23 protein-coding genes are annotated in these 26,918 nt (G+C 72.4%); 11 read left to right on the top strand and 12 right to left on the bottom strand.

Translation table 11 applies throughout. The features are described 5' to 3' along the window. Position 1: 1 nt before the first annotated feature. Both IE109_RS07775 and ssd read right to left on the bottom strand, forming a co-directional pair. Positions 2-1,153, bottom strand: a complete 1,152-nt coding sequence (locus IE109_RS07775) for a TadA family conjugal transfer-associated ATPase (RefSeq protein ID WP_189549992.1) — start codon at positions 1,151-1,153, stop codon at positions 2-4. Continuing rightward, positions 1,150-2,262 (bottom strand): septum site-determining protein Ssd, encoded by a 1,113-nt coding sequence (ssd, locus tag IE109_RS07770; RefSeq protein ID WP_189549991.1) that lies wholly within the window; start codon positions 2,260-2,262, stop codon positions 1,150-1,152. The genes IE109_RS07775 and ssd overlap by 4 nt, the downstream gene beginning before the upstream one ends. 555 nt (positions 2,263-2,817) lie before the next feature. Here ssd and IE109_RS07765 point away from each other — a divergent pair. Then, entirely contained in the window at positions 2,818-3,651 is an 834-nt protein-coding gene (locus IE109_RS07765; RefSeq protein ID WP_189549990.1) for an HAD family hydrolase, read from the top strand. Between the two features lie 518 nt (positions 3,652-4,169). Here IE109_RS07765 and IE109_RS07760 read toward each other — a convergent pair. Next, positions 4,170-5,033: a Fic family protein gene (locus IE109_RS07760; RefSeq protein WP_189549989.1), complete on the bottom strand. Its 864-nt coding sequence runs from the start codon at positions 5,031-5,033 to the stop codon at positions 4,170-4,172. Positions 5,034-5,145: 112 nt separating this feature from the next. Here IE109_RS07760 and IE109_RS07755 point away from each other — a divergent pair, with 112 nt between their 5' ends. Continuing rightward, positions 5,146-6,132: an ATP-binding protein gene (locus IE109_RS07755; RefSeq protein WP_189549988.1), complete on the top strand. Its 987-nt coding sequence runs from the start codon at positions 5,146-5,148 to the stop codon at positions 6,130-6,132. On the opposite strand, the gene IE109_RS07750 is transcribed toward IE109_RS07755, so the two are convergent. Next, the gene (locus IE109_RS07750; RefSeq protein WP_229890721.1) at positions 6,120-7,598 is read right to left on the bottom strand and encodes a polysaccharide deacetylase family protein; all 1,479 of its coding nucleotides are present in this window, start codon (positions 7,596-7,598) and stop codon (positions 6,120-6,122) included. The genes IE109_RS07755 and IE109_RS07750 overlap by 13 nt on opposite strands. Positions 7,599-8,022: 424 nt before the next feature. On the opposite strand from IE109_RS07750, the gene IE109_RS07745 reads away from it, so the two are divergent. The 6 genes from IE109_RS07745 to IE109_RS33040 all read left to right on the top strand — a co-directional run bounded on the left by IE109_RS07745 (position 8,023) and on the right by IE109_RS33040 (position 16,323). Further along, positions 8,023-10,653 (top strand): SulP family inorganic anion transporter, encoded by a 2,631-nt coding sequence (locus IE109_RS07745; protein ID WP_373297664.1) that lies wholly within the window; start codon positions 8,023-8,025, stop codon positions 10,651-10,653. Between the two features lie 253 nt (positions 10,654-10,906). After that, a complete protein-coding gene (gene acs, locus IE109_RS07740; RefSeq protein WP_189549987.1) occupies positions 10,907-12,862 on the top strand; it encodes an acetate--CoA ligase in 1,956 nt (651 codons plus the stop codon). A gap of 223 nt (positions 12,863-13,085) precedes the next feature. Next, complete coding sequence (gene nhaA / locus IE109_RS07735; RefSeq protein WP_189549986.1) at positions 13,086-14,525, top strand: Na+/H+ antiporter NhaA; 1,440 nt, start codon at positions 13,086-13,088, stop codon at positions 14,523-14,525. Between the two features lie 38 nt (positions 14,526-14,563). After that, complete coding sequence (locus tag IE109_RS07730) at positions 14,564-15,058, top strand: phage holin family protein (protein ID WP_189549985.1); 495 nt, start codon at positions 14,564-14,566, stop codon at positions 15,056-15,058. Continuing rightward, positions 15,055-15,987 carry an alpha/beta fold hydrolase gene (locus IE109_RS07725; RefSeq protein WP_189549984.1) on the top strand — a complete coding sequence of 311 codons (933 nt, stop codon included), beginning with the start codon at positions 15,055-15,057 and terminating at the stop codon, positions 15,985-15,987. The genes IE109_RS07730 and IE109_RS07725 overlap by 4 nt, the downstream gene beginning before the upstream one ends. A gap of 156 nt (positions 15,988-16,143) precedes the next feature. Further along, positions 16,144-16,323 carry a hypothetical protein gene (locus tag IE109_RS33040; protein ID WP_229890719.1) on the top strand — a complete coding sequence of 60 codons (180 nt, stop codon included), beginning with the start codon at positions 16,144-16,146 and terminating at the stop codon, positions 16,321-16,323. A gap of 15 nt (positions 16,324-16,338) precedes the next feature. On the opposite strand, the gene IE109_RS07720 is transcribed toward IE109_RS33040, so the two are convergent. From IE109_RS07720 to nth, 3 genes are all read right to left on the bottom strand, one after another. Then, positions 16,339-17,538 (bottom strand): MarP family serine protease, encoded by a 1,200-nt coding sequence (locus IE109_RS07720; RefSeq protein ID WP_189549983.1) that lies wholly within the window; start codon positions 17,536-17,538, stop codon positions 16,339-16,341. 74 nt (positions 17,539-17,612) lie between these two features. Then, entirely contained in the window at positions 17,613-18,266 is a 654-nt protein-coding gene (locus IE109_RS07715; protein ID WP_189550127.1) for an NUDIX hydrolase, read from the bottom strand. A gap of 469 nt (positions 18,267-18,735) precedes the next feature. Further along, on the bottom strand, positions 18,736-19,641 hold the full coding sequence (gene nth / locus IE109_RS07710; RefSeq protein WP_189550126.1) for an endonuclease III: 906 nt from the start codon (positions 19,639-19,641) through the stop codon (positions 18,736-18,738). Positions 19,642-20,053: 412 nt separating this feature from the next. Between nth and IE109_RS07705 the strand changes: the two genes are divergently transcribed. After that, complete coding sequence (locus IE109_RS07705) at positions 20,054-20,728, top strand: Crp/Fnr family transcriptional regulator (RefSeq protein ID WP_014046869.1); 675 nt, start codon at positions 20,054-20,056, stop codon at positions 20,726-20,728. 92 nt (positions 20,729-20,820) lie between these two features. On the opposite strand, the gene IE109_RS07700 is transcribed toward IE109_RS07705, so the two are convergent. The 5 genes from IE109_RS07700 to sp36 form a co-directional block, all read right to left on the bottom strand. Continuing rightward, positions 20,821-21,705: a prohibitin family protein gene (locus IE109_RS07700; RefSeq protein ID WP_189549982.1), complete on the bottom strand. Its 885-nt coding sequence runs from the start codon at positions 21,703-21,705 to the stop codon at positions 20,821-20,823. A gap of 173 nt (positions 21,706-21,878) precedes the next feature. Next, on the bottom strand, positions 21,879-22,709 hold the full coding sequence (locus tag IE109_RS07695; protein WP_189549981.1) for an MBL fold metallo-hydrolase: 831 nt from the start codon (positions 22,707-22,709) through the stop codon (positions 21,879-21,881). Beyond that, positions 22,706-23,584 (bottom strand): NUDIX hydrolase, encoded by an 879-nt coding sequence (locus IE109_RS07690; protein ID WP_189549980.1) that lies wholly within the window; start codon positions 23,582-23,584, stop codon positions 22,706-22,708. The genes IE109_RS07695 and IE109_RS07690 overlap by 4 nt, the downstream gene beginning before the upstream one ends. A gap of 204 nt (positions 23,585-23,788) precedes the next feature. Next, positions 23,789-24,259, bottom strand: a complete 471-nt coding sequence (locus IE109_RS07685; protein ID WP_189549979.1) for a RidA family protein — start codon at positions 24,257-24,259, stop codon at positions 23,789-23,791. Then, on the bottom strand, positions 24,256-24,414 hold the full coding sequence (sp36, locus tag IE109_RS07680) for a Sp36 family protein (protein WP_003967454.1): 159 nt from the start codon (positions 24,412-24,414) through the stop codon (positions 24,256-24,258). Before sp36 ends, IE109_RS07685 begins: the two co-directional genes overlap by 4 nt. A gap of 207 nt (positions 24,415-24,621) precedes the next feature. Between sp36 and bagA the strand changes: the two genes are divergently transcribed. Together bagA and bagB are read left to right on the top strand one after the other, a co-directional pair. Continuing rightward, positions 24,622-25,584 (top strand): ATPase BagA, encoded by a 963-nt coding sequence (gene bagA, locus IE109_RS07675; protein ID WP_189549978.1) that lies wholly within the window; start codon positions 24,622-24,624, stop codon positions 25,582-25,584. Next, positions 25,581-26,879 carry an ATPase BagB gene (bagB, locus tag IE109_RS07670; RefSeq protein ID WP_189549977.1) on the top strand — a complete coding sequence of 433 codons (1,299 nt, stop codon included), beginning with the start codon at positions 25,581-25,583 and terminating at the stop codon, positions 26,877-26,879. The genes bagA and bagB overlap by 4 nt, the downstream gene beginning before the upstream one ends. The last annotated feature ends 39 nt before the right edge of the window (positions 26,880-26,918 follow it).

Below are 26,918 nucleotides of genomic sequence, written 5' to 3'. Positions count from 1 at the left end.
GTCACCACCGCCCACCCCCGATCAGCGGCCGGAGCCGCTCCCAGCCCCGCTCGTGCCGAAAGCCGTCGGGACCCCACCGCAGAGCGGGAACCGTGACGACCAGCCCCCGCGCGTCCCGGTCCAGGACGTGCGCCTCCGCGACCCGGCGCCGCCCTGCCCTGTCCCGGGCGAGGTGGACCACCACCGACAGACCCGCCGCCACCTGGCTGTGCAGCGCGGCCCGGTCGAGCCCCGCGGCCGTCCCCAACGCCTCAAGGCGGGCCGGCACATCGGCCGCGGTGTTGGCGTGCACGGTCCCGCAACCGCCCTCGTGCCCGGTGTTCAGAGCGGCCAGCAGGTCCGTCACCTCGGCGCCCCGCACCTCGCCGACCACCAGCCGGTCGGGCCGCATGCGCAGCGCCTGGCGCACCAGGTCCCGCAGCGTCACCTCGCCCGCGCCCTCCTGGTTCGGCGGGCGGGCCTCCAGCCGCACCACGTGCGGGTGGTCCGGCGTCAACTCGGCCGAGTCCTCCGCCAGGACGATCCGCTCCCGTTCGCCCACCAGCCCCAGCAATGTCGACAACAGCGTCGTCTTCCCCGACCCCGTGCCACCGCTGACCAGGAACGACACTCGCGCCTCGACCAGCGCCCGGAGCACCTGGTCCCCGCCCGGCGGAACCGTCCCGGCCGCCGCCAGCTCCTCCGGCGAGAACGCCCGCGGCCGCACCACCCGCAACGACAGGCAGGTCGAGCCGACCGCCACCGGCGGCAGCACCGCGTGCATCCGCGTGCCGTCCGGCAACCGCGCGTCCACCCACGGCCGGGCGTCGTCCAGTCGCCGGCCCGCGACCGCCGCCAGGCGCTGCGCCAGCCTGCGGACCGCAGCCGCGTCCGGGAACGCGACGCCCGACAGCTCCAGCCCCGCGCCCCGGTCCACCCACACCCGGTCCGGGGCCGACACGAGCACGTCCGTGACGGCCGGATCGGCGAGCAGCGGCTCCAGTGGTCCCGTGCCCACCAGTTCGCACCGCAAGTCCCGTGCCGCGCCGAGCACTTCCTCGTCGCCCAGCAGCCGGCCCTGCGCCCGGAGCGCCGCCGCCACACCGGCCGGGGTGGGGTCCTCGCCGCTTTCCACGAGGCGCTGCCGCACGGCTTCCAGCAGCCCCGCCGTCATGACGTGCCCTCCTCGGCCAGCGCCCGCTCCCAGAATGCCGCGCAGAACCGGGCGAGCGGACTGCGCGCGGCGGCGCCGGGCGGAGAACCCGCGTCGGAAGCCGCCACGAGGCCGGGATCCAAGGGCAGTTCACCCACCAGCGGCAGGCCCAGCACCCGCGCGATCCACGGGTCCTCGACGCCGGCGGCGTACGGCCCGCGCACCACCACGCGCAGCTCGCGCAGCACCGTGCCCACCGTCGCGGCCACCCGCTGGGCGCCGGCGACGGCCCGCAGCTCGGCGGGTACCACGAGCAGTCCGAGGTCCAGTTGGGCCAACGCCTCCCTCGTGACGTCGTCGACGCGCCGCGGCAGGTCCACCACCACGACACCGCCGCGTCTGCGCGCCGCGGCCAGCACCGAACGCATCGCCTCCGGCCGGACCGCCACGGTGCCGCCCCGGTCCCAGCTGAGGACCTTCAGGTCCGGCAGGCCGGGCGGCGAGGGCAGCGCCTCCTCCAGCGCCCCGCCCGCCACCCGGCCCTTCGACGCGGCGAGATCCGGCCATCGGAGCCCTTCGGCCTGCTCACCGCCCAGCAGGACGTCCAGTCCCCCGCCCAGCGGGTCGGCGTCCACGAGCATCGTCCGCCGTCCCTCGCGCGCCGCCGTGACGGCCAGCGCGCAGGCGAGCGTCGACGCCCCGGCGCCCCCGCGGCCCGCGAGGACCCCGACGGTCAGCGCCTGCCGCCCCGCTCCCTCGACGACGTCGGCGATCCGGTCGACGAGCCAGCTCTCGGCCTCGGGGAGCCGCAGCACGCGGTCCGCGCCGATCTCCACCGCCCGCCGCCAGACTTCCGGATCGTCCTGGTCCCGCCCTACGAGCAGGACGTCCCGTCTGCGCGTGGCGCCCCGGCACCGGGCGGCCGCGTCGTCGCCGACCAGGACCAGCGGCGCGGCGTCCCAGCTCGTCCGGTGCTCCGGCAGCGTGTGGTGCACCTGCGGGTGCGCGCCGGCCGCGGCGCACAACCGCAGCAGGTCGTCGAGCAGTTCGGCGTCCTCGGTCACGATCAGCGGTCCGCTCCGCCGCTTCCCGGCTTCCGCCACCCGGTCCGACGTGATGGATCCGGCCATGATTCCCTCCCCTTTTCCGGTGTTCTCCCGCCGCTCACCGCGCCTCCAGGGTGAGCGGCGGCCGACGGCCGGCGGCGTCCGCGCCGGGCTCCGCGTCGCGCCGTGACGCGACAACGAGAACCGGGAATCCCTCCTCCGCGGACTTCGCAGCCGGAATCACGGTGAACGACTTCCGGAAAAGAAGTGGATCTTGCCTTAAAACTGTGGACAACCCACCGGTTGTGAATATCCCGATTGCCCATACGAGCGACTTCCCCAGAGCAGCGCTTCCGCTACGCTGAGTGACGCAAAGGGGGCAGCAGTGTTCCGCCGTCGCGACAAGAGGGAGGGAACGGAATGATCGATCAGAGCCGTCGGAAACGGACGAAAACGCGTCCGGACGTGCGACGACCCCCGCCGGGGGGGAGAGCGGGGGTCGTCTCTCCGGCCGACTCGGGGGGGGAGGAGCCGGACCGGGTTAGCACGGTCGCGAACGATCCGTGACTTCCATGGTGTACCCGAGAGCCTTCTCAGGCAAACCCACACGCCCCAGCGTACGCCGAATGGCGGGCACCTATGCTCGGGCACGTGGAAAACCACTCCTTGCCGCGCACAGCAGCCTTCTTTGACCTGGACAAGACGGTCATTGCGAAGTCATCGACGTTGACCTTCAGCAAGTCGTTCTACCAAGGCGGCCTGATCAACCGCCGCGCCGTACTGCGGACTGCCTACATCCAGTTCGTCTTCCTGGCCGGCGGCGCCGACCACGAGCAGATGGAGCGGATGCGGGAGTACCTCTCCGCCCTCTGCAAGGGCTGGAACGTCCAGCAGGTCAAGGAACTGGTCGCCGAGACCCTGCACGACCTGATCGACCCGATCATCTACGACGAGGCGGCGTCCCTCATCGAGGAACACCACGCCGCCGGCCGGGACGTCGTGATCGTCTCCACCTCCGGCTCCGAGGTCGTCGAACCCATCGGCGAACTGCTCGGGGCCGACCGGGTCGTGGCGACACGGATGGTCGTCGGCGAGGACGGCTGCTTCACCGGGGAGGTCGAGTACTACGCCTACGGCCCCACCAAGGCGGAGGCCATCCGGGAGCTGGCCGCGGCGGAGGGGTACGACCTCTCCCGCTGCTACGCGTACAGCGACTCGGCCACCGACCTGCCGATGCTGGAGACCGTCGGCCACCCCTACGCGGTGAACCCGGACCGCGCGCTGCGCCGGGAGGCGGCCGTGCGCGACTGGCCGGTTCTCCTGTTCAACCGCCCGGTCCGGCTGAAGCAGCGCCTGCCCGCCTTCCGTATGCCGCCGCGTCCCGCACTCGTGGCCGCCGCCGCCTTCGGCGCGGCGGCGGCGGCCACGGCGGGGCTGGTCTGGTACGCCAGCCGGCGCCGTCAGCCGGCGTGACGCTCCTGCCGCACACCACGCCCTCAACCGCCTCGCGGCTCCGCGTGCCGTCCCCGGACGCCCGCGCGCACGGGGCGGGGAAGGCGCCGGCGGCGGGTCGGAAGCGGGAGGCGGTGGGCGTCCGGCCCCCGGGTAAAAAGTGGAGGCAGGGCTTTCGTATCCCCCCGTACGGGAGTACAAAGGACTTAACGGCCCGCGAGACCGAGGACATCCGAAAGGATCACCTGTTGAGCAAGAAGGCCCCACGGACCGAACAGCACGGAAGCTGAGCACCCACGCGACGTCGACCCGTCGATTACGGGCCAGCCGCACCAGGCGTCGGGCAAAGTCCCCGCCTGATGGGCACATATCGAGGACGCATGGTAACTCGGTGGACGTGTTGGCGGCGGTACCGCTCAGGCGGTGCCGCCGCAACCCTGTGACACCCGGCCCACGTGACATCCGGCCCACGGACGCCCCCCCGGCCACCGCGCCCCGCCGGGGCGCCCGCCGGTGAGCGGCGGGCAGGCCCCGGCTTCCTACGCCGCTCCGCGCTGGAGCGCCTCGCACACCGCGGTCGACTCCCGGACACCCAGCTCCACCGCCCGCCCGCAGTGGGCGATCCAGGCGGCCATGCCTTCCGGCGTACCGGAGAGGTAGCCCCCGAACGCCGCGACATACGCCGCGCGCCCCTGCTCCGCGTGCCCGACCTCGGCCGGGCAGATGGCCTTGGGGTCCAGTCCGCTGCCGATCAGCACGATCCGCTCGGCCGCGCGTGCCACCAGCCCGCTGTACGAGGTGAAGGGCCGCAGCGCCAGCAGCTCACCGTGCACCACGGCGGCCGTCACCAGCGCCGGGGCCTCGCTGCCGGCGACGATCAGGTCCGCCAGCCCCTCGAGCCGGCCGGCCACCTCGTCCGCGCCCGGGAGCGGCGCCTCGATCAGGGGCTCGTCGACGGACTCGCCGTCCCGCCTCGGCCGCCCCACCGCGTCGGCCACCACTCGGGCCGGCGCGCCCGGCGCGGTACCGGCGACGGCTTCGGGGTCGCCCGCCGCGATCAGGTGGAGCCGCGCCAGTACCCGCATCGGCGACTGCCGCCAGATCGACAGCAACTGCCCCGCCTCCGCGCCCAGCCGCAGGGCGGCGCCCACCGTCCGCGCCTCGGCGTCCCCGCCGAAGTCGGTACGTCGGCGCACCTCCTCCAGGGCCCAGTCGGCACCCGACAGGGCGGCGGAGGCACGCGCGCCGCGCAGGGCCGCCTCCGAGGTCACCTCGGTGCTACGGCGCCGCATCACGCGGTGCCCGTAGACCCGGTCGACGGCCTTGCGAACGGAGTCCACGGCATCGGGCACACCGGGCAGCGCCCCCAGCGCGACCAGGGGGTCAGCGGGATTCGTACTCATAGGTAGCGAGGCTACGCGCCCGCCACCCGCGCCCCACCTTGGAGTGGCCTTCGTCATACATAACGGCAACGTGCGGCGACCACCCCACTACACACCGCTACGCTATCTGAACATGAAGATCGCTTTCGTAGGGAAGGGCGGCAGTGGGAAGACGACGCTGTCCTCCCTCTTCATCCGCCATCTGGTCGCCAACGAGGTCCCCGTCCTCGCGGTGGACGCCGACATCAACCAGCACCTCGGGGCCGCGCTGGGCCTCGACGAGACGGCAGCGGCCTCGCTGCCGGCGATGGGCGCGCACCTGCCGCTCATCAAGGAGTACCTGCGCGGCACCAACCCGCGCATCCCGTCGGCCGAGACGATGATCAAGACGACGCCGCCGGGCGAGGGGTCCCGCCTGCTGCGCGTCGTCGAGGACAACCCGATCTACGAGGCGTGCGCCCGCCCCGTGCACCTGGACGACGGTGAGATCAGGCTGATGGCGACCGGGCCGTTCACCGAGTCCGACCTCGGAGTGGCCTGCTACCACTCGAAGGTCGGGGCGGTGGAGCTGTGCCTTAACCACCTGGTCGACGGGGAGGAGGAGTACGTCGTCGTCGACATGACGGCCGGTTCGGACTCGTTCGCCTCCGGGATGTTCACCCGGTTCGACATGACCTTCCTGGTCGCCGAGCCGACCCGCAAGGGGGTCTCCGTCTACCGGCAGTACAAGGAGTACGCGCGCGACTTCGGCGTCGCGCTGCGGGTCGTGGGCAACAAGGTGCAGGGCATGGACGACGTCGACTTCCTGCGCGAGGAGATCGGGGACGACCTGCTCGTCACGGTCGGCCACTCCCCCTGGGTCCGCTCGATGGAGAAGGGCCGCCCGGCGCGCTTCGAGCTGCTCGAGGCCGAGAACCGGATGGCACTGCAGTCCCTGCAGAACGCCGCCGACGACTCCTACCGGCACCGCGACTGGGAGCGTTACACGCGCCAGATGGTGCACTTCCACCTGAAGAACGCCGAGAGCTGGGGCAACGCGAAGACGGGAGCCGACCTGGCGGCGCAGGTCGACCCCGGCTTCGTCCTCGGTGAAGGGCTCGGTGCCGTTCAGCCCGCCTGACGCCGGGCGGGCGGGCCGGCCGGGAGGGCCGGCGAGGCGGCGGTGACCGGGCGGGCCGCGAGGAAGGCCGGCCAACCGTCCTTGGGGGCCTCGCCGACCTTGAGGGTGCGCAGCTTGGCGAGTACGGCGGGGTCCTGCGCGTCCAGCCAGTCGGCGAGCTGGCGGAACGACACGCACCGCACCTCGCTGCGGACGCAGACGCGGGCGATCGTCTCCTCGATGGCGCGCATGTAGGTGCCGCCGTTCCAGGACTCGAAGTGGTTGCCGATGATCAGGGGGGCGCGGTTGCCGTTGTACGCGCGCTCGAAGGCCTGGAGCATCCCGTCACGGAACTGGTTGCCCCAGTACTGGTGCATGGAGGGCGCGCCCTTGGTCGTTCCCGACTGGTTGACCAGGAAGTTGTAGTCCATGGACAGCGTCTCGAAGGACCGCCCGGGGACGGGGATCATCTGGAGCGAGAGGTCCCACAGCCCCTCGTCCTTGCCCGGCCAGACCTGGTCGTTCACGCCGCTGGTGTCGTACCGCCAGCCGAGCTGGCTCGCGGCCCGTACGAAGTTGTCCCGGCCTTCCAGGCACGGGGTGCGGGCACCGATGAGTTCCCTGTCGTAGTCGAACGGCAGCGGCTTCTCGGTGGACAGGCCGGAGTTGGTCTTCCAGTTCTTCACGAAGGACTTGGCCTGGGAGATCTCGCTCTTCCAGTCCTCGACGGACCAGGTGCCGACACCGCTTTCCGGGCCGCAGAAGTGGCCGTTGAAGTGGGTGCCGATCTCGTTGCCCTCCTGCCAGGCGCCCCGCAGCTCGCGCACGGTGGCGCGGATGCCCTCGGTGTCGTTGAAGCCGATGTCGGACCGGCCGGGGGCGTGGCCCGGCGGGACGTACCGTGTGGCCTTCTCCTCCGGCAGCAGGTAGACGCCGCTGAGGAAGTACGTCATCGTCGCGCCGTACCGCTTGCCCACCTTGCGGAAGTGGGAGAAGAGCTTCTGGCTGTCCTCTCCCGCGCCGTCCCAGGAGAACACCACGAACTGGGGCGGTTTCTCACCCGGCTTGAGGCGTTGCGGTTTCTTGAGGCCCGGCTGGGCACCGGTGAAGGCGGTCGAGCCGTCGCCGATCAGGCGGAGGACGCTCTTGGGCGCCTTGACCCGCTTGGGACCGGCCGCGCCCTCGGTGTCCTCGTCCGACCCGGTGCATCCGGCCAGGCCCGCCGCCAGGGCGAGCGCCACACCCGCCGCGACGGTGACCGCGCCCGCGGGGCGGCCGCGCAGGGCGGCTCCCCGGGGGGCGACACCGCGGGAGTCCGGTCCGCCGGCTGACGTCCCGCTTGCGATGGGCCGCCGGACGCTGCCGGACGCCCCGCGCGCCGCTGCCCGCCGGGCGGCGACGGCGCGGACGGCGTCGAGTGCGTAGCGGCGGACGGCGTTCCGGCGAGCGGCGAGCCCGCTCGTGGGGGTCTTCTTCGTGGCGGCCATCTTCCGCCCACCCTTCTCGTGGTCCACGGAGGTCTCTGCTGCGAGCGCCGTCAACGTCGCACCACGAGGTGGGATGTGAAGATACGACAAGCCGTACTAGAACGACTAATCACTGAAAGAGGTGAAAGATTGCCCTTTATGCATCGAAAATAATGCCGGACTCTTTACTCTCCATTACGATCTGTTTACACAGAGTTGGCACATCTCCCGCCACTGCATGCCGTGACCCACGGCCGCGACCCGACGTTCGTTCGACCCGCCGTACCGCGACCGCGCCGCCCCGGAGGAGACGGGAACCCTCATGACTGCCTGCATTCCGGCCCGCACGAACCACACCGGCACCGCCGACGCCGCCGACACCGCCGACACCGCCGGCCCCACGGATCCTTCCGCCCGCCCCGGCCGGTCGGGCCGGTCGGGCCGTATGTTCCGTGCCGCTGTCAGGCCCCGCTTCGCGAGCAAGCCGCACAGCCCGCCACCCGCCGGGGGCGGGCGGCGCTTCCGCGTCGCGGGTGCCGATGTCTCCGCCTCGATCGCGGTCTTCCTCATCGCGCTGCCGCTCTCCCTCGGTATCGCCCTGGCGACCGGCGCGCCGCTCCAGGCCGGGCTCGTGGCCGCCGCGGTCGGCGGTCTCGTCGCCGGACGACTCGGCGGCTCGCCGCTCCAGGTCAGCGGGCCCGCCGCCGGGCTGACCCTGGTCACCGCCGAGCTCATCCAGAAGTACGGCTGGCGCACCACCTGCGCCATCACCGTCCTGGCGGGGCTCGCCCAACTCGCGCTCTCGTGCCTGCGGGTGGCGCGGACGGCCCTCGTCGTGTCACCGGCGATCGTCCACGGCATGGTGGCCGGCATCGGTGTCACCATCGCCCTCGCCCAGCTCCACGTCGTCCTCGGCGGTACGCCGCAGAGCTCGGCCGTGCACAACTTCCTGGGCCTGCCGTCCCAACTGGCCGAGCTGCACACGGCCGCGGTGTCGGTGAGCGCGGTGACCGTCGTCGTCCTGCTGGCCTGGCCACGGCTCCCCGGACGGGCCGGCCGCGTGCTGCGGAAGGTGCCGGCGGCGCTCACCGCCGTGGCCGCGGCGACGGTGCTGGCCATCGCCGCCGGAATCGGCGTACCCCGTGTCGACCTGCCGTCGTGGAGCAGCCACGCGCTCCCCGGGCTGCCGGAGGGGCCGGTCCTCGGCATCGCCGTGGGCGTCCTCACCATCACGCTCGTCACCAGCGTCCAGTCGCTGCTGTCGGCCGTGGCCGTCGACAAGCTGGTGGCCGCCCGCAAGGACACCACCGTCCATGTGCCGCGCTCCAACCTCGACCGGGAGCTGGCGGGCCAGGGAGCCGCGAACATCGTCTCCGGGGCGCTCGGCGGCCTGCCGGTCGCGGGCGTCGCCGTACGCAGCGTGGCCAATGTGTCGGCGGGCGCCGTGAGCCGGCACTCCACGATGCTGCACGGACTGTGGGTGGTACTGGCCACCCTCGTCCTCGTCCCCCTGCTGGATCTGATCCCGCTGCCGGCGCTCGCCGCGCTCGTCATGGTCATCGGCATCCAGATGGTGAGCATCACGCACATCCGCAGCGTCACACGCCACCGCGAGGTGCTGGTCTACGCGGTCACGGTGTCCGGAGTCGTCCTCATCGGGATCCTGGAGGGCGTGGCGCTGGGCATCGTCGTCGCGAGTGCCGTCGCCATGCACCGGCTGACCAGGACGCGTATCACCAAGGAGACCAAGGGGGACGTCGAGCACATCAAGGTCCGGGGGCAGCTGACCTTCCTGGCCGTGCCACGGCTCAGCCGGGCCCTGCACCAGGTGCCGCAGGGAACGAGTGCCGTGGTGGAGCTGGACGGATCCTTCATGGACCACGCGGCCTACGAGACACTGCAGGACTGGCAGACGTCCCATGTGGCACGGGGCGGACAGGTCGAGATGACCGGCCGCACCGGCGTGCGGATCGCCGAACCGGGGGCGGGCGCGCACGCCTGCTGCCGCCCGTGGACGCCCTGGCGCAACCACCACTGCGGTGAGCACCCGGAGGCCGAGCCCAAGCACCGGACCAACGCCCACCAGCTGGCCAGCGGGCTCAGCTCCTTCCAGCGCAACACCGCGCCGCTGGTGCGCGAGGAGCTGGCCCGGCTCGCGCGGGAGGGGCAGCAGCCGTCGCAGCTCTTCCTGACGTGCGCCGACTCCCGGCTCGTCACCAGCATGATCACGGCCAGCGGTCCGGGGGACCTCTTCACCGTGCGCAACGTCGGCAACCTGGTGCCGCTGCCCGGTGCCGAGAGCCGGGACGACTCGGTGGCGGCGGCCATCGAGTACGCCGTTGACGTGCTGCGCGTGCAGTCCATCACCATCTGCGGCCACTCGGACTGCGGGGCGATGCAGGCCCTGCTGAACAGCGACCCGGACGCGTCGCCGACCCCGCTGCGGCGCTGGCTGCGGCACGGGATGCCGAGCCTGGAGCGGATGCGCAACACGCACCGCACCTGGGCCCGGCTGTCCGGAGGGCCGGCCGGCGACACGGGCCGACTGCCCGCCGACGCCGCCGAGCAGCTCTGCCTGACCAATGTGGTGCAGCAGCTGGAGCACCTGAAGGCGCACGAGGCCGTGGCACGACGACTCGCCGACGGCACCCTGGAACTGCACGGCATGTACTTCCACGTGGGCGAGGCCCAGGCCTACCTGCTGTCGGACGCCGGCAGCCGCCTGGCCGGCGGCAGCGCGGAGGCGGAAGCGGAAGCGGAATCCGAGGCGGAGGCGAAGAAGGGGCGGGATCGGGAGACGCGGGGGAGGAGCGACGTCTTCCACTGGGTGGCCCCGTCCGCCCAGCCGCTGCCGAACCGCTCCCGCTACCCCTCGTCGCCCGCGCCCGCCACGTCCCCGACGTCGCTCACACCCACCGCGTCACCCACGGCACCCACGGCACCCACATCACCCACGGCACCGCCGAATGCCACGGCCCGGCCGGCACCCTCGGGGTCACCGTCAGGCTCGCCCTCGTCCTCACCCTCGGCGCCACCCTCGCCGTCACCGTCACCCAAAGAGGGTGCGCCCGCCTGACCGGCCCGGCCCTCGCCGCAGGTGAACCTCGGGCGGCCCGGGTCCGTGGGAATGGTCGGTGGCCCCTTCTCCCCACCGCCCGGGGAGGAGGGGTCACTTGACCACCCGGTCCCGTTCACCCCGTCAGCCGACACCCGCCGGACCGGCCGGCCAAGAGGTCTAAACCAATGGCCTGGAAGCTCTTGTCACCCGGGCATCTGGCTGATGAGCTATGGGCTGGGACACATCGGACGCCCCGGGAATGGGAGATGTCGTGAGCAACGAGAGCCTGGCCAACCTTCTGAAGGAGGAGCGGCGGTTCGCACCGCCCGCCGAGCTGGCTGCGAACGCCAATGTGACGGCGGCCGCGTACGAGCAGGCCGAGGCGGACAGGCTTGGCTTCTGGGCCGAGCAGGCACGTCGCCTCAGCTGGGCCACCGAGCCGACCGAGACCCTCGACTGGTCGAACCCGCCCTTCGCGAAGTGGTTCGCCGACGGCGAGCTCAACGTCGCGTACAACTGCGTGGACCGGCACGTCGAAGCGGGACACGGCGAGAGGGTCGCCATCCACTTCGAGGGCGAGCCGGGTGACAGCCGGACCATCACCTACGCCGAGCTGAAGGACGAGGTGTCCAGGGCGGCCAACGCGCTGACCGAGCTGGGCGTGCGCAAGGGCGACCGGGTGGCGGTGTACCTGCCGATGATCCCCGAGGCGGCCGTGGCGATGCTGGCCTGCGCCCGGATCGGCGCCGCGCACTCGGTCGTCTTCGGCGGCTTCTCGGCCGACGCCGTCGCCTCCCGCATCCAGGACGCCGACGCCAAACTGGTCATCACCGCCGACGGCGGCTACCGGCGCGGCAAGCCCTCGGCGCTCAAGCCGGCCATCGACGAGGCCGTCGCCAAGTGCCCGCAGGTCGAGCACGTGCTGGTGGTGCGCCGCACGGGCCAGGACACCGCCTTCACCGAGGGCCGGGACGTGTGGTGGGACGACATCGTCGCCCGTCAGCCGGCCGAGCACACCCCGGAGGCGTTCGGCGCCGAGCACCCGCTGTTCATCCTCTACACCTCGGGCACCACGGGTAAGCCCAAGGGCATCCTGCACACCTCCGGCGGCTACCTCACCCAGGCGGCGTACACCCACCACGCGGTCTTCGACCTCAAGCCGGAGACGGACGTCTACTGGTGCACCGCCGACATCGGCTGGGTGACGGGCCACTCGTACATCGTCTACGGCCCGCTGGCCAACGGTGCGACGCAGGTGATGTACGAGGGCACGCCGGACACCCCGCACCAGGGCCGGTTCTGGGAGATCGTGCAGAAGTACGGGGTCACCATCCTGTACACCGCGCCCACCGCCATCCGGACGTTCATGAAGTGGGGCGACGACATCCCCGCCAAGTTCGACCTGTCGAGTCTGCGGATCCTGGGGTCGGTCGGTGAGCCGATCAACCCCGAGGCGTGGATCTGGTACCGGGAGAACATCGGCGCCGGCAAGACGCCGATCGTCGACACCTGGTGGCAGACGGAGACCGGCGCGATGATGATCTCGCCGCTGCCGGGCGTCACCGAGACCAAGCCCGGTTCCGCGCAGCGGCCCCTGCCGGGCATCCGCGCCACCGTCGTCGACGACGAGGCGAACGAGGTTCCCGACGGCGGGGGCGGCTACCTGGTCCTGACCGAGCCGTGGCCCTCGATGCTGCGCACCATCTGGGGTGACGACCAGCGGTTCATCGACACCTACTGGTCCCGCTTCCCGGGGCGGTACTTCGCCGGTGACGGGGCCAAGAAGGACGACGACGGCGACATCTGGCTGCTGGGCCGCGTGGACGACGTCATGCTGGTCTCCGGCCACAACATCTCGACCACCGAGGTCGAATCCGCGCTGGTGTCGCACCCGAAGGTCGCCGAGGCGGCGGTCGTCGGCGCGGCCGACGAGACCACCGGCCAGGCCATCGTGGCGTTCGTGATCCTGCGCGGCACCGCCAGCGAGGACGACACGCTCGTCGACGACCTGCGCAACCACGTGGGCGCCACCCTCGGGCCGATCGCCAAGCCCAAGCGCGTCCTGCCCGTCGCCGAGCTGCCCAAGACCCGCTCGGGCAAGATCATGCGCCGTCTGCTGCGGGACGTGGCGGAGAACCGGCAGCTGGGTGACGTCACCACCCTCACCGACTCCTCCGTCATGGACCTCATCCAGACCAAGCTGCCGTCGGCCTCCAGCGAGGACTGAGTACGGAAGCACGGGAGAGGGCATCCGGCATCGACGCGCCGGATGCCCTCTTCACGCATAAGGTGGCATTCGCCGGATATACCCCTGCGCTCACCGGGTAGGGTGACCACCGCGTCAACAAAGCGACAACAGGTCCATACGACAATCGATCTCAGGTGCGCCGGGAAGTCTGGTCGGCAATGCGTTTCGTCATGCCCGCCGAACCGACCGGAGGTCCGCCACCGTGGCCGCGCCGAAGTCCAGCACCCCGCCCACGCCGAGCGCTCCGCGCACCTTCCTGGCCCGCCTCCCGCTCCCCGAGCGGACGTACATCGCCAACGCGCTGCGGGCGGAGACCGTCGGCGGCGTCCTGCTCCTGCTCGCCGCCATCGCCGCCATCGTCTGGGCGAACACCCCGGTCAGCGGGAGCTACGAGTCCGTACGCGACTTCCACATAGGCCCGGCCGCCCTCGGCCTGGACCTCTCCGTCCAGCACTGGGCGGCCGACGGACTGCTCGCCGTCTTCTTCTTCGTCGCCGGCATCGAGCTGAAGCGCGAGCTGGTGGCGGGGGAACTGCGCGACCCCAAGGCGGCCGCCCTCCCGGTGATCGCCGCCCTCTGCGGAATGATCGCCCCCGCTGTCGTCTACACGCTGGTCAACGTCCTCGGCGACGGGTCCCTGGCCGGCTGGGCGGTCCCCACCGCCACGGACATCGCCTTCGCCCTCGCCGTACTCGCCGTCATCGGCACCTCGCTGCCGTCCGCGCTGCGCGCCTTCCTGCTGACGCTCGCGGTCGTCGACGACCTGTTCGCGATCCTGATCATCGCGGTCTTCTTCACCAGCGACCTGAACTTCGCGGCGCTGGGCGGCGCCGTCGCCGGCCTCGTCGTGTTCTGGCTGCTGCTGCGCACGGGCGTACGCGGCTGGTACGTGTACGTGCCGCTCGCCCTGGTCGTCTGGGGCCTGATGTACAACAGCGGCGTCCACGCCACCATCGCCGGCGTCGCCATGGGCCTGATGCTGCGCTGCACCCGCCGCGACGGCGAGGAGCAGTCCCCCGGCGAGCACATCGAACACCTGGTGCGCCCGCTGTCGGCCGGCCTGGCGGTGCCGCTGTTCGCGCTGTTCTCGGCGGGCGTGTCCGTCTCCGGCGGCGCACTGGCCGACGTCTTCACCTCGCCCGAGACACTCGGTGTGGTGCTCGGTCTGGTCGTCGGCAAGGCGGTGGGCATCTTCGGCGGTACGTGGCTGGCGGCCCGCTTCACCAAGGCGTCGCTCAACGAGGACCTGACCTGGGCGGACCTCTTCGCCGTCGCCACGCTCGCGGGCATCGGCTTCACCGTCTCCCTCCTCATCGGCGAGCTGGCCTTCAGCGGGGACGCCGCGCTGACCGACGAGATCAAGGCCGCCGTCCTGATGGGCTCGCTGATCGCCGCCGTACTCGCCGCGATCCTGCTGAAGCTACGGGTGCGCAAGTACCAGGCGCTGCTCACGGAGGAGGAACGCGACGACGACATGGACGGCATACCGGACGTGTACGAGGAGCACGACCCGGCGTACCACCTGCGCATGGCGGAGATCCACGAGAGGAAGGCCGCCGAGCACCGGCGACTCGCCGAGGCGGCGACCACGGACACGGAAGTGTCGGGGGCGTCGCGCACGGACGGCGACCGTCCGGCATGATCTGAGGTCCGACCGCAGAAGAGACAGGGAGCGAGACGATGAGCTACCCCGCCGACAATGGTGGACCCGGTGCGGAGCGCAGTCTCGGCCAGCTGGTCGCCTCGGCGACCGCCGAGATGTCCGCGCTGGTGCACGACGAGATCGCGCTGGCCAAGGCCGAACTGCGACAGGACGTCAAGCGCGGCGCGATGGGTGGGGCGGCCATCAGTGTCGCGGGTGTCTTCGCCCTCTTCTCGCTCCCCGTGCTGAGCTTCGCCGCCGCGTACGGCATCCACAACCTGGGACTGGGGCTCGCCTGGTCCTTCCTGATCGTGGGCGGTGCCTACCTGGTGCTGGCCGGGCTGATGGCGCTCCTCGCGGTGACGAAGTTCAAGAAGGTCAAGCCGCCGGAGCGGTCGATCGCCTCGGCCAAGCGGACGGCGGCCGTGCTCGGCAACGCCAAGCCCCACCCGCGTGACGCCGCCGGTCGTCCGATTCGTCCCGCCCTTGCGGTCAAGGACGACGGCGAGGTTGTGGCACGCTCGTCTGCATGACCGTCCCTGAGAGCAGCACTGGCAGTCCCGTACGGATCGATGGTCCCTGGACACATCGTGACGTCGCGGCCAATGGGGCACGCTTCCATATCGCCGAGATGGGCGACGGCCCGCTGGTGTTGCTGCTGCACGGTTTCCCGCAGTTCTGGTGGACGTGGCGGCACCAGCTGCCCGCGCTCGCCGACGCCGGGTTCCGGGCGGTCGCGATGGACCTGCGGGGGGTGGGCGGCAGCGACCGTACGCCCCGGGGTTACGACCCCGCGAACCTGGCGCTCGACATCACGGGCGTGGTGCGCTCGCTCGGCGAGCCCGACGCGGCGCTGGTCGGGCACGACCTGGGCGGGTACCTCGCGTGGACGGCGGCGGTGATGCGGCCGAAGCTGGTGCGCCGGCTGGCCGTCTCGTCGATGCCCCACCCCCGGCGGTGGCGTTCGGCGATGCTGTCGGACTTCTCCCAGTCGCGCGCCGGGTCGTACGTGTGGGGCTTCCAGCGGCCGTGGCTGCCGGAGCGTCAGCTCGTTGCGGACGACGCGGCGTTGGTGGGGAGGCTGATCCGTGACTGGTCGGGTCCCGGCCAGGAGCCGGGCGAGGACGCACTCGGCGTGTACCGGCGGGCGATGACGATCCCGTCGACGGCGCACTGCTCGATCGAGCCGTACCGGTGGATGGTGCGGTCGCTGGCCCGCCCGGACGGCATCCAGTTCAACCGCCGCATGAAGCGTCCGGTGCGGGTTCCGACGCTGCACCTGCACGGCTCTCTGGACCCGGCGATGCGGACGCGGAGCGCGGCGGGGTCGGGCGAGTACGTCGAAGCCCCGTACCGGTGGCGGCTGTTCGACGGACTGGGCCACTTCCCGCACGAGGAGGACCCGGTGGCGTTCTCCACCGAGCTGATCAACTGGCTCAAGGACCCCGAGCCGGACCGGTAGGCGCCCCGCACGGCCGGGTGGCGCCCCGGGATGCGGGCGATCACACGAGCACAAGCCGGAACGATGGTATGACGATCAGCCAATTGCCCGGCGCATAGGCCAATTGGCCCTCCCCGGGGCGGTTACGGACCATGGGGCCCGGGCAAACGTCGGGGTATGGGCTGGACGCACGACTACGCTGACTCAGCACGGAACCGCCGCTCGGCCTCTGCGCCGATTCCCCCGAGGAGCGGCCCGCCGGTCGCCCAGGGGCCGGATCCCCGGCTGGGGATCTCCCTCATCCTCCGCCGCCGGGCCCGCTGGGTCTCGGCGCGCCTTCGCCACACGCGCCCCTAGGCACGTCCCGCCGGCTCAGAGAGCGCAGCCCTGGCTGTCCACCTGCTGGTTGGCGGTCCGGCCGAGCTCGATGTCCTGGCGGATCTCGTCGGACGTCAAGGCGTAACCGGTGTTCGGGTCGTCCAGCGACCTCGCGAAGATCACCCCGTACACCTCGCCGTCCGCCGTGAGCAGCGGGCCGCCGGAGTTGCCCTGGCGGACCGTCGCGTACAGCGAGTACACGTCGCGGCGCACCTCGCCCCGGTGGTAGATGTCCGGGCCATTGGCGTTGATCCGGCCGCGTACGCGCGCGGAGCGGACGTCGTACGCGCCGTTCTCCGGGAAGCCCGCGACGATCGCGTTGTCACCGCTCCGCGCGTCGGCGTCCGTGAACCGGAGCGGCTCGGCCTCCAGGTCGGGCACGTCCAGTACGGCGATGTCGCGCTGCCAGTCGTACAGGACGACCTTCGCGTCGTACCGCCGGCCCTCGCCGCCGATCTGCACGGTCGGCTCGTCGACTCCGCCGACCACGTGGGCGTTGGTCATGACGCGGCGCTCGGCGAAGACGAACCCGGTGCCTTCGAGGACCTTGCCGCAGCTGGGCGCCGTACCGACGACCTTGACGATCGAGTTCTTGGCGCGGGCCGCCACCGGACTGCCCGCGAGCGCCGGGTCGGGGGCGCGCACCTCGGTGATGGGTTCGTTGGCGAACGGGCTGAAGACCTGCGGAAAGCCGTTCTGCGCCAGTACGGAGGTGAAGTCGGTGAACCAGGTGGAGGCCTGGGCGGGCATCACCCGGGAGACCCCGAGGAGGACCTTGGAGTTGCGGACCTCCTTGCCGAGCGTGGGCAGGGTGGTCTGGGCCAGGAAGGAACCGAGCAGCCACGCCACGAGCAGCATCGCGACCACGTTGACGAGGGCGCCGCCCGTGGCGTCCAGCGCGCGGGCGGGCGACCAGGTGATGTGGCGGCGCAGCTTGTTGCCGAGGTGGGTGGTGAACGCCTGGCCCACCGAGGCACAGACGATCACGATGACGACGGCGACGATCGCGGCGGTCGTCGACACCTTGGCGTGGTCCGTCAGCGGCCCCCAGACCAGGGGCAGGAGGTAGACCGCGACGAGCCCGCCACCGAGGAAGCCGATCACCGACAGGATGCCGACGACGAAGCCTTGGCGGTATCCGACGATCGCGAACCACACGGCGGCGAGCAGCAGCAGAATGTCCAGCACGTTCACCGTCATTAGCCTCGCAGATTCGTCTCCGGTCGCCCCAGCCGCCCCATTCGGCCGCGGAACACAGCGTCAGCCTGTCATGAGCGCCAGTCGAGCGGGACCTGCTTGCCCCGGTCCCAGGGGCGCTCCCAGCCGGCGAAGTGGATGATCCGGTCGATCACCCCGGCGGTGAAACCCCACACCAGAGCCGATTCGACCAGAAATGCCGGACCGCGGTGGCCACTGGGGTGGACGGTCGTGGCGCGGTTGGCGGGATCCGTGAGATCCGCCACGGGGACGGTGAACACGCGGGCGGTCTCGGCCGGATCGACGGCGTGGAACGGGCTCGGGGAGCGCCACCAGGCCAGGACGGGGGCCACGACGAAGCCGCTGACCGGGATGTAGAGCCGTGGCAGCACGCCGAAGACCTGTACGCCGGCGGGGTCGAGGCCCGTCTCCTCCTCGGCCTCGCGCAGCGCGGCCCGCACCAGGCCGTCGGCTTCCGGGTCGCCGTCCTCGGGGTCGAGGGCGCCGCCGGGGAAGGACGGCTGCCCGGCATGGGAGCGGAGGCTGCCGGCGCGCTCCATGAGCAGCAGCTCGGGGCCACGGGGGCCCTCCCCGAACAGGATCAGCACGGCGGACTGGCGGCCCCCGCTCGCGGGCGGCAGGAACCGGCTGAGCTGCTCGGGCCGCACCTGGCGCGCCATCCGCGCCACCGGTTCCAGCCAGTCGGGCAAGCCCTCCTCGCGCACGGCGACCGAGCCCGCGGGGCCGAACGCGGCCGGCCCCGCGTGCGCCGGGTGCCCCGCGTGCGCCGGGTGCGCCGCGTGCGTCGTGTTCCCCGCGTGGGCCGTCCCGCCCGCAGGGGCATGGGCGGCCGACGGGCGGTCGAGGCCGGCGGGCGGGGCCGGGCGGTCCCGGTGAGCGGTGAGCGGGGCGGGGCTCCCCGGGTGCGCCGACCGGACGGCCCGGCGGTCCGGGGCGGCCTCGGTGCCGGCGGTGCCGGTGATCGCCGGGAGGGCTCCGCTGCCGGCGGGGGGCGCCGGAGGGCGGTGGGGCGCGCGGGGGACGGTGGGCTCGATGCCCGCCCCCGGCGCCGGTCGCGGCCCGGCCGGGCGGACCGGGCGGTCGGTCCCCCGCTCGTGGTCGTACGGGTCTTCGTCAGCGCGCGTCATAGGCACCCCCGGCTTCACAACGCGTTCCACCCACTGGTTCGTTCCGTCACTCGTCACCCGTACCCAGGGGCGCCGCCGGGCGGCCCGGATAGTCCGGCGGCGGGGCGAGGCGCTGGCCCGGATAGCCGCCCATCTCGTACTTGAGGAGCTTCTTCGCCTTCTCCGGGTCCGTCTCGCCCTCCCCGTACGCCGGGCAGAGCGGCGCGATCGGGCAGGCACCGCAGGCCGGCTTGCGGGAGTGGCAGATGCGCCGGCCGTGGAAGACGACCCGGTGCGAGAGCATCGTCCACTCCGACTTGGGGAAGATCTCGCAGATCTCCGCCTCGACCTTCTCCGGGTCCTCCTGCTCGGTCCACTTCCACCGCCGGACCAGCCGGCCGAAGTGGGTGTCCACGGTGATGCCCGGGACCCCGAAGGCGTTGCCCAGGACCACGTTCGCCGTCTTGCGGCCGACACCCGGCAGGCGCACCAGGTCCTCCAGGCGACCGGGGACCTGGCCGCCGAAGTCGTCCCGCAGCGCCGTGGAGAGGCCGAGCAGCGACCTGGCCTTCGCACGGAAGAAGCCGGTCGGCCGGATGATCTCCTCCAGCTCCTCCGGAGCCGCCGCCGCCATGTCCTCGGGCGTGGGGTACTTCGCGAAGAGCGCGGGGGTCGTCTGGTTGACGCGCAGGTCGGTCGTCTGGGCCGACAGGACGGTCGCGACCAGCAGCTCGAAGGGGTTGCGGAAGTCCAGCTCGGGATGGGCGTACGGATAGACCTCGGCCAGCTCGCGGTTGATCCTGCGGGCACGGCGCACCATCGCCAGACGCGATTCCGGCTTCCACGCCCTCGGCGCCCGCCGAGACGCTCCGCCGGCCTCACCGGTCCCGCCGGCCTCACCGGCCGTCGCCGCGTCGGCCGCCCGCCCGCTCTTGCCCGGCTTGGCCGTCCCGGCCCTCCCGGCCGCCTTCACCGGCTTGGCCGTCCCGGCCCGCGTGGCCTCTTCGGCCGCCTTGGCCGTCTTGGCCGTCTTGGCCGTCTTGGCCGTCTTGGCCGCTTTGGCAGCCTTGCTCGGCTTCGTTGATTCATCCGCTTTTGCGGCATTCGCCAGCTTGGCCGACCCCTGTTCGCCCACAGCGGAATTCTGCTCCCCGGACACTCTCCCGGCCCCCTCGACCTGCGCTCTCACCGGCGAATTGGACACCCGGCCAGCCTAAGCGCCACCGCCGACATCCGCTCCGGCCATCGACGATCAGGACCCAATCGGGGCCCTGCCGTACGGACACGCGTACCAGTGCGTCAAACTTGTTGTGATTGATCGCACTGCTTTACCGTCCGGCATCATGGGACAACGTCCCTGAGCAGGTCGACATAGGAGAGAACTCGTGGACGACGTTCTGCGGCGCGCCCCGCTCTTCGCGGCGCTCGATGACGAGCAGGCCGCGGAGCTCCGCGCCTCGATGAGTGAAGTGACGCTCGCCCGTGGCGACGCGCTCTTCCACGAGGGCGACCCGGGCGACCGGCTCTACGTGGTCACCGAAGGCAAGGTGAAGCTCCACCGCACCTCTCCCGACGGCCGCGAGAACATGCTCGCCGTCCTCGGGCCCGGTGAGCTGATCGGTGAGCTTTCCCTGTTCGACCCGGGGCCCCGTACCGCCACCGCCACCGCCCTGACCGAGGTCAAGCTCCTCGGCCTCGGCCACGGCGACCTCCAGCCCTGGCTGAACGCCCGCCCCGAGGTGGCCACGGCCCTGCTGCGCGCGGTCGCCCGCCGCCTGCGCAAGACCAACGACCAGATGTCCGACCTGGTCTTCTCCGACGTTCCGGGCCGGGTCGCCCGTGCGCTCCTCGACCTGTCGCGCCGCTTCGGCGTCCAGTCGGAGGAGGGCATCCACGTGGTGCACGACCTGACCCAGGAGGAGCTGGCCCAGCTCGTCGGCGCCTCCCGCGAGACGGTCAACAAGGCGCTGGCCGACTTCGCCGGCCGTGGCTGGCTGCGCCTGGAGGCGCGCGCCGTGATCCTGCTGGACGTCGAGCGGCTGGCCAAGCGCTCGCGCTAGTGCGCGGGCGTACGGCACACCGCACCCGCGCCCGCCGCCGTACGACGGAATGGGCCGCCCCGGAGCACCGGGGCGGCCCATTCGCCGTCATGTCACCTCTTGGTGCCGTCCACGATCAGCGGGTTGCCGCCGCCCCCGCCGCACGGCACCGCGTACACCGGGTTCTTCGCGGCGGCCTCCTTGTAGGCGTCGATGCACTGGTTCAGCAGGACCTTGTCGGTCAGCGAGTCGTTCAGGATCTTGTTGGCCCGGGCGATGCCCTCCGCCTCGATCCGGCGCCGCTCCGACTCGGCCTTCGCCGTACGCGCGGCCTCGGTCGCCCGCTCGGTGGCCTGCTGCTGCTGGATCTTGCGGTCGATCTGGCTCTGCAGCTGGTCGGACGGCTTCACGTTGCGCAGGTTGACCGTCGTCACGGCGATGCCGCGCGGGGCGAGGCGCTCCTTGATGAGGTCGCCGATCTCGGTGTTGATCTTCTCGCGGGCGGAGGCGTAACCCTCCTCGCTGGTGTGGCGGGCGAAGACGTTACGGATGATCTCCCGGCTGTCCGGGAAGACCAGCCGCTGCTGGATCGCCTCCTCGCTGCCCGCCAGCTTGTACAGCTCGACCGCCTTGGCCGGGGTGACGGCCCACTTCACGGTCACCTCCGTGTACATCACGCCGCCCTGCGAGGAGCGGACCTCGACGACGTCCTTGTCGGAGAGGTTCAGGTCGACCGGACGCGTGGAGAAGGTGGTGACGTTGGTGAACGGCGACGTCAGGTTCATGCCGGAGTTCATGGGCGTGCCGACCTTGCCGAAGGTCACGGGCACCCCGACCTCGTACGCGCTGATGACGTGCACGCAGCTGGCCACGGCCGCGAACAGGCCGGCGATCAGCGCGCCGGCCGAGCCGAGCTTGAGACCGCGATTGTCGGAGCCGCGCGCGATGAGGAACAGCACCACGGCGGCGATGAGCAACAGGATGGACACGACGAACACGGAGGATCCCCCCAGGGACGGAACGCAGAAGTAAGCGGAGCGTAAAGCATGGGCCCGCGCCGCCGCCCGCCTCAAGGCGCCCCACGGCCGGGCGCCCGGCTCCCCGGGGGCGGGTCCTCCCCCGAAGGGCGGGCGGCCCGCCCGGGCCTCTCCCGCGCCCCGCGGGCGGGTCCTCAGATCAGCCCGTGCTCCGACAGGTACTCCAGCTGCGCCCGCACCGACAGCTCGGCCGCCGGCCACAGGGACCGGTCGACGTCCGCGTACACGTGCGCGACCACCTCGGCCGCCGTCCGGTGACCGTTCTCCACGGCCGTCTCCACCTGGGCGAGCCGCGTGGCGCGGTGGGCCAGGTAGTACTCGACCGCCCCCTGCGCGTCCTCCAGGACCGGCCCGTGGCCCGGCAGCACCGTGTGGACGCCGTCGTCGACCGTCAGCGACCGCAGCCGCCGCAGGGAGTCCAGGTAGTCCCCCAGCCGCCCGTCGGGGTGCGCCACCATCGTCGTACCGCGCCCCAGGACGGTGTCGCCCGTCAGCACCGCGCGGTCGGCCGGCAGGTGGAAGCTGAGCGAGTCGGCGGTGTGGCCGGGCGTCGGGACGACGCGCAGCTCCAGGCCCCCGACCTCGATCGCCCGGCCCGCCGACAGCCCCTCGTCACCGAGCCGCAGCGCCGGGTCCAGGGCCCGCACGGCGGTGCCGGTCAGCTCGGCGAACCGCCCCGCGCCCTCGGCGTGGTCCGGGTGCCCGTGCGTGAGGAGGGTCAGCGCCACGCGCTTGCCGAGGCTCTCGGCGGTGTCGATCACCCGCCTCAGGTGCCCCTCGTCCAGCGGGCCGGGGTCGACGACCACGGCGAGCGGCGAGTCCGGCTCCGAGAGGAGCCAGGTGTTCGTCCCGTCGAGCGTCATCGGTGAGGCGTTGGGCGCCAGGACGTTGACGGCCCGTTCGGTCGCGGGCCCGGTGACCACGGCTCCGCGCGGCTGCCCCGGCAGGGCGGCTGCGTCCGTCATGCGTCCCCACCTCCGGTGCCGGCCGCGCCGACCGTCTTCGTGAACTCCTCGTGCCCCGGCCAGCTCAGCACCACCCGGTCGCCCTCCAGGCGCGCCTGCGCCAGTACGGGGGCGAGGTCCTGGTCCGGCGCCCCCTCCAGGGCCTCCGCGGCCGTCCGGTACCGCTCCAGCGACCTCAGCGTGGCGATCGTCGGCGGCATCATGAGCAGCTCGCCACGGTCGTAGCCGGCCGCCGCGTCCGCCGGGCGGACCCAGACCGTGCGGTCGGCCTCCGTCGAGGCGTTCGACGCGCGCTGCCCGGCGGGGAGGGCGGCCACGAAGAACCAGGTGTCGTAGCGGCGCGGCTCGAACTCCGGGGTGATCCAGCGTGCCCAGGCGCCCAGCAGGTCGGAGCGGAGCACCAGGCCGCGCCGCTCCAGGAAGTCCGCGAAGGCCACCTCACGCGCCACCAGGGCCGCCCGGTCGGCCTCCCAGTCGTCGCCCCTCGTGTCGGCGACGACGGAGTCGGCGGTCGGGCCGGCGAGCAGGACGCCGGACTCCTCGTACGTCTCGCGCACCGCCGCGCAGACGATCGCCTGCGCCTCGGCGGGCCCCTCGACCCCGAGCCGGGCCGCCCACTCGGCGGGCGCCGGGCCCGCCCAGCGCACCGGGTGCTCGTCGCGGGGGTCGACGCCGCCACCCGGATAGGCGTACGCGCCGCCCGCGAAGGCCATGGACGTGCGCCGGCGCACCATGTGCACCTCGGCACCACGGGCACCGTCGCGCAGCAGCAGGACGGTCGCGGCCCGCCTGGGGGTCACGGCCGCGAGCGTGCCGCCCGCGAGCGCGCGGATGCGGTCGGGCCACTCCGGGGGATACCACTGACCATTGGACATGGCCGGATGCTATGCGCATCCGCCGAGATGTTCGAGAGGACGCCGGCCGGGGCCCGGACCCGGAGGACTCCCGGCGCCGGCAGCGGGTGGGGGTACGCGCCGGCACCGGGTGGGCACGGCGGCGGCACCCGGCCGGGTACGGCGACGGCCCCGTACCCACCCGGGAACCGGGGCCGGGTACGGGGCCGGGTGCGAGCGGTGCGCTCAGTCCTGGACCAGCTCCACCTGGATCTCGACCTCGACCGGCGCGTCCAGCGGCAGGACGGCGACGCCCACCGCGCTGCGCGCGTGCACGCCCTTGTCGCCGAGCACCTCGCCCAGCAGCTCGCTGGCACCGTTGAGGACGGCCGGCTGCCCGGTGAAGTCCGCCGCCGAGGCGACGAAGCCGACGACCTTCACGACGCGGGCGATACGGTCCAGGTCCCCGGCGACCGACTTCACGGCGGCCAGCGCGTTCAGCGCGCAGATCCGCGCGAGCTTCTTGGCCTCCTCCGGGGTGACCTCGGCGCCCACCTTGCCGGCGACGGGGAGCTTGCCGTCCACCATCGGAAGCTGGCCCGCCGTGTACACGTACACGCCCGACCGGACCGCCGGCTGGTACGACGCCAGCGGCGGCACCACGTCGGGCAGGGTCAGGCCGAGTTCGGCGAGCGTCGCCTCCACACGGCCCGTCACGCCTTCTCCCGCTTCAGGTACGCCACGAGCTGCTCGGGGTTGTTCGGCCCGGGAACGACCTGGACGAGCTCCCAGCCGTCCTCGCCCCAGGTGTCCAGAATCTGCTTGGTCGCGTGCACGAGAAGGGGCACGGTCGCGTATTCCCACTTGGTCATGGAGGCGACTTTAGCCGCTGCCGGGGACGGCCTCCCGCCCAGGCGTCCCCCGCCCCGGCCCCGGCACCCGCCCCGGTCCGCGCCCGGCGCCGGGCCCCGCGCCCGGCCCCCGCCCACCCGCGCGCGGGCCGGCACCCGCCCGCGTCCACCGGCCCGATCCGACCCGGGGGCGACCGGCCACGGACACGACTGGTTAGGCTCGAATACGTGAGCAGGCTCCAGGTCGTCAGCGGCAAGGGCGGAACCGGTAAGACGACGGTCGCCGCCGCCCTCGCGCTCGCCCTCGCGACCGAGGGCAAGCGGACCCTCCTCGTGGAGGTCGAGGGCAGGCAGGGCATCGCACAACTCTTCGAGACGGAGGCGTTGCCGTACGAGGAACGGAAGATCGCCGTCGCTCCGGGCGGCGGGGAGGTGTACGCGCTGGCCATCGACGCCGAACGCGCCCTTCTGGACTACCTCCAGATGTTCTACAAGCTGGGCTCCGCGGGCCGTGCCCTCAAGAAGCTCGGCGCCATCGACTTCGCCACCACCATCGCGCCGGGCGTGCGGGACGTCCTGCTGACCGGCAAGGCGTGCGAGGCGGTACGCCGCCGGGAGAAGCACGGGGGCTTCTGTTACGACCACGTCGTCATGGACGCCCCGCCCACCGGCCGCATCACCCGCTTCCTGAACGTCAACGACGAGGTGGCGGGCCTGGCGAAGATCGGCCCGATACACCATCAGGCGCAGGCGGTCATGCGGGTCCTGAAGTCTCCCGAGACGGCCGTCCACCTGGTGACCCTCCTGGAGGAGATGCCGGTCCAGGAGACCGCGGACGGCATCGCCGAACTGCGCGAGGCCGGTCTCCCGGTGGGTGGCGTCGTGGTCAACATGGTCCGACCGCACGTCCTGGACGAGGACGCGGTACGGGCGGCGAGGGGCGACCACCGCGACGGCATCGCGAAGGCGCTCGCCTCGGCCGGCGTCGGGGGCTCCGCCCGGCTGGTGGGCCCGCTGCTGGAGCAGGCCGCCGAGCACGCCCAGCGGGTGGAGCTGGAGCGGGAGCAGCGGGAGGCGCTGGCGAAGCTCCAGGTACCGACGTACGAACTGCCCTTCCTGGGCGAGGGGGCGGACATCGCCGGTCTCTACCGGCTGGCCAGGGAACTGAGGAAGCTCGGGGTGGGCGCATGACTCTCGAAGGGGTTCCCGGCCTGGAGGTCGACCCGCTGCTCGACGACCCGGCGACGCGCATCGTCGTGTGCTGCGGCGCGGGCGGGGTCGGCAAGACGACGACGGCGGCGGCCCTCGGCGTGCGCGCCGCCGAACGGGGCCGGAAGGTCGTCGTCCTGACCATCGACCCGGCCCGCCGGCTCGCCCAGTCGATGGGCATCGACCAACTGGACAACGTGCCGCGCCGGGTGGACGGCATCGAGGGCGACGGCGAACTGCACGCCATGATGCTGGACATGAAGCGCACCTTCGACGAGATCGTCGAGGCGCACGCGGACCCCGAGCGGGCCCGCGCGATCCTGGGCAACCCCTTCTACCAGTCCCTGTCGGCCGGCTTCGCGGGCACGCAGGAGTACATGGCGATGGAGAAGCTGGGGCAGCTGCGGTCGCGCGAGGAGTGGGACCTCATCGTGGTCGACACCCCGCCGTCGCGTTCGGCGCTGGACTTCCTGGACGCGCCGAAGCGGCTGGGATCGTTCCTGGACGGCACGTTCATCAAGCTGCTGATGGCGCCGGCGAAGGTGGGCGGCCGGGCGGGGATGAAGTTCCTGAACGTCGGCATGTCGATGATGACGGGAACCCTGGGCAAGCTGCTGGGGGGTCAGCTGCTGCGGGACGTGCAGACCTTCGTGGCGGCGATGGACACCATGTTCGGCGGCTTCCGTACGCGGGCGGACGCCACCTACCGGCTCCTCCAGGCCCCGGGCACGGCCTTCCTGGTGGTGGCGGCGCCGGAGCGGGACGCGCTGCGGGAGGCGGCGTACTTCGTGGAGCGGCTGGCGGCGGAGCGGATGCCGCTGGCCGGGCTGGTGCTCAACCGGGTCCACGGCAGCGGGGCCGCCGCCCTGTCAGCCGAACGGGCGCTTGCGGCGGCGGAAAATCTTGAAGAGGGCCGCATTGTGGATCAGGGGCCCGGGAAGACTGGTGTTCGTGGCCCCGAGGCGACCTCTCCCGAGCCCGGGGCACCCCGCACCACGGCGGCACTCCCCGACGCCGCCGCTACCACCACGGACGTCACCAGCGTCGTCAACACCGACGTCACCGCACCGCCGGCGGTCGCGGAGCTGACCGCGGGTCTGCTGCGGCTGCACGCCGAGCGTATGCAGGTGCTCGCGCGGGAAAAGCGCACGCGTGACCGGTTCGCCGCGCTCCACCCCGAGGTGGCGGTGGCCGAGGTTCCCGCCCTGCCCGGGGACGTGCACGACCTGGCGGGCCTGCGCGCGATCGGCGACCGTCTGGCGGCGGGCCGGCACTGACCGGCGGTCGCCGGTGCCGTACGGTGCCGAGCCGTGGGC

This window comes from Streptomyces lavendofoliae (genome assembly GCF_014649735.1).
GTDB lineage: Bacteria > Actinomycetota > Actinomycetes > Streptomycetales > Streptomycetaceae > Streptomyces > Streptomyces lavendofoliae.
This window is presented reverse-complemented; position numbering and strand designations above follow the sequence as displayed.